The sequence below is a fragment of the Allobaculum sp. genome (assembly GCF_047010065.1).
GTDB lineage: Bacteria > Bacillota_I > Bacilli_A > Erysipelotrichales > Erysipelotrichaceae > Allobaculum > Allobaculum fili.
This window is the reverse complement of record NZ_JBKXLD010000156.1, coordinates 1-2,675: the sequence shown is the minus strand read 5'-3', so window position 1 is coordinate 2,675 and position 2,675 is coordinate 1. Positions and strand designations below refer to the sequence as shown.

The window sequence follows — 2,675 nt, the reverse complement described above, 5'->3', positions numbered from 1 at the left end:
GGATAGAGCGTCAGGCCAAGAACAGACGCCGCTTCCACACAGACGGTTTTGCGTTCAGGCTGCCAGGCGTAGCTGACGGTCAGCGGCCGTCCATACAGATCGTGCGCTTCCGCCTTTTCCACACGCGCCTGAAACGCCTGCGCGAACGCTTCGACAAACCCTTCGCCGCCGTCGCTGATACAGAAGCTGCTGCACTTGGCCTGGGGGTCGGCTTTGTGTATGCCTTTTTCAATTCGATAATTGGCCTCCCGGCTGCTCATGCAGCCTTTATAGGAGTCCGAGGCGATAAAGATTTTCATGGTTTCATGATACCAGCCGTCCGCATGCGCTCTGTGTAAATCCGCGTGTTCTGACAAATGATTTGGGGATTACATTCCATCCCGCTATAATTTTAAAAAGCCTTGGGACCTGTAAAGTCTTCCTGCAAGACCTCTCTTTTTTTTCAGGTCGCTTTTCCTGTCTGCTCTTTTTGGAGATCTTCATTTTTGAAGTTCTCTGCTTTTAAAGACTGACAGCGAACCGACACGGCTTTCGATCATTAAAGGATAAATTATGGAGAAGAAAACCATTGTACTTGGCGTGACCGGATCCATTTCCGCTTTCAAGGCCTGTTCGATCGTCAGTTCTCTGACGAAAAAAGGCTATGCGGTCGATGTGATTCTGACCCGGCATGCCGCCGCCTTCGTGCCCCCGCTGACTTTTGCGGCACTTTCGCACCGCGATGTATACGTCGATGAGTTTGACGGCACGCACGAAGCACTCATTCCGCACATTGAACTTGCCCGCCGCGCCGATCTGTTTGTGATCGCGCCGGCGGATGCCAATATACTCGCCAAAGCCGCCTGCGGTATCGGCGACGATCTGCTCTCTTCCGCGCTGCTCGCCTGCATGTGTCCGATTCTGGCTGCGCCGGCCATGAACGTCCACATGTATGAAAATCCGGCAACGCAAACCAATATTGCCACTCTCGCTAAACGCGGCTGGTCCTTTATTGAACCGGGTGAAGGGATGCTGGCGTGCGCCGAAACGGGAAAAGGCCGTCTGGCTGAACCCGAAGAGATCGTTGCGCACATCGAGAGCGCCCTTCACAATCAGGAAGAAGCATCTGCTGCTCTCGAACCTCTGCCTTTAGCCGGCAAGCGCGTGGTCGTTTCCGCCGGTCCGACGCAGGAAGCGCTCGATCCCGTCCGTTTTCTGTCCAACCATTCTTCCGGCAAGCAGGGCTTTGCGATTGCGACAGCTGCCGCCAAACTTGGTGCGGACACTGTACTCGTCGCCGGCCCGGTTCATCTGCCTACGCCAGAAAATGTGAAACGCATCGATATTGTCAGCGCGCTCGATCTGGAAAAAGCGATGAAGGAACAGGCCGAAAGTGCGGATTTCATCATCATGGCCGCCGCCGTTGCCGACTACCGCTTTGCCACAACGCATGAGCAGAAAATGAAAAAATCGGGCGATACGCTGACGATGGAATTCGTTAAGAGCCCGGACATTCTGCGCGGCCTTGGCCAGAATAAGCGAGACGATCAGGTGCTCTGCGGCTTTGCGATGGAAACCGAAAATCTCGACGCGAATGCCAGAGAAAAAATGCTGTCGAAAAACTGCGACCTGCTTGTCGCCAACAATCTCCACACCCAGGGCGCCGGCTTCATGACCGATACCAATATCGTTACCCTCATGACTCCAGACAGCCTGTCCCATCTGCCCCTCCAGACGAAAGAAGAGCTCGGCCGTAAGATTCTGCTGACGATGCTCGAAATCCAGAAAGGAAAACACGACCATGCTTCTGTGCATTGATGTCGGAAACTCAAACATCACCATCGGTGTCTTCGATCAGGACGACCTGATCTGCACCTACCGTATGAACACCAAAGTGCGCCGCACAAGCGACGAATACGGCTTCATGCTCCACTATTTCCTGGAAAACGCCAAAATCAAGACGGAACAGATCGAAGGCGTCATCGTCTCTTCGGTTGTCCCGAAAGTGATGCACTCCTTCCGCAACGGCATTGTCAAATTCATCGGCATCGAGCCGCTCGTCATCGGTCCAGGCGTCAAATCCGGCGTGAGCGTTCAGCTCGAAAACCCGCGCTCCGTCGGTGCGGACCGTATTGCGGACGTCGCCGGTGCCATTCAGGAATACGGAACGCCGCTGCTGGTTGTCGATTTTGGAACCGCGACGACGTACGACTATGTCGATGCGGACGGCGTCTTCAAAGCCGGTGCCATCGGCGTAGGCATCGAAAGCGGCGCCAACGCCCTCTGGGGACAGACCGCCCAGCTGCCGGAAGTCGAAATCAAGAAGCCGCGCTCCGTTATGGGACGCAACACCCAGACGGCCATGCAGGCGGGAATTTTCTACCAGTTCCTGGGCGGCTTTGAAAAAACGGTGGAAGCCTTCCGCAAGGAATGCGGCGACTTCAAAGTCATCGCCACCGGCGGTCTTGGCCGTGTGATCTGCCAGCACACCGACTATATCGATGTGTACGATCCCAACCTGATTTTCAAGGGGCTCAAAACGGTGTATGAGCGAACCCGGGAATACGAGAAGGCAAGAGCACAGGCAAAAGCGGGCGCCTAGAAAAGCGGATCTGCCTATACTGAATTCGCGGAGGTAGCGAATATGGCAGATTCCAAACAGCCTGTTTCAGAAGACGAGAAGAAATACCAGGAAC

3 protein-coding genes are annotated in these 2,675 nt (G+C 54.8%); 2 read left to right on the top strand and 1 reads right to left on the bottom strand.

The features are described from left to right. Positions 1-299: glycerate kinase (locus ACLUYS_RS09755; protein WP_412659771.1), on the bottom strand; the 299-nt coding region annotated here is incomplete at its 3' end. Positions 300-552: 253 nt separating this feature from the next. On the opposite strand from ACLUYS_RS09755, the gene coaBC reads away from it, so the two are divergent. Together coaBC and ACLUYS_RS09745 are read left to right on the top strand one after the other, a co-directional pair. After that, a complete protein-coding gene (gene coaBC, locus ACLUYS_RS09750; RefSeq protein ID WP_230267169.1) occupies positions 553-1,797 on the top strand; it encodes a bifunctional phosphopantothenoylcysteine decarboxylase/phosphopantothenate--cysteine ligase CoaBC in 1,245 nt (414 codons plus the stop codon). After that, the gene (locus ACLUYS_RS09745; RefSeq protein ID WP_230267168.1) at positions 1,781-2,581 is read left to right on the top strand and encodes a type III pantothenate kinase; all 801 of its coding nucleotides are present in this window, start codon (positions 1,781-1,783) and stop codon (positions 2,579-2,581) included. The genes coaBC and ACLUYS_RS09745 overlap by 17 nt, the downstream gene beginning before the upstream one ends. Positions 2,582-2,675 lie beyond the last annotated feature (94 nt).

What these genes read in the sequence shown, in the direction of transcription:
- coaBC (WP_230267169.1), top strand. Translation starts at nt 553, where the DNA reads ATGGAGAAGAAAACCATTGTACTTGGCGTGACCGGATCCATTTCCGCT.
- ACLUYS_RS09745 (WP_230267168.1), top strand. Translation starts at nt 1,781, where the DNA reads ATGCTTCTGTGCATTGATGTCGGAAACTCAAACATCACCATCGGTGTC.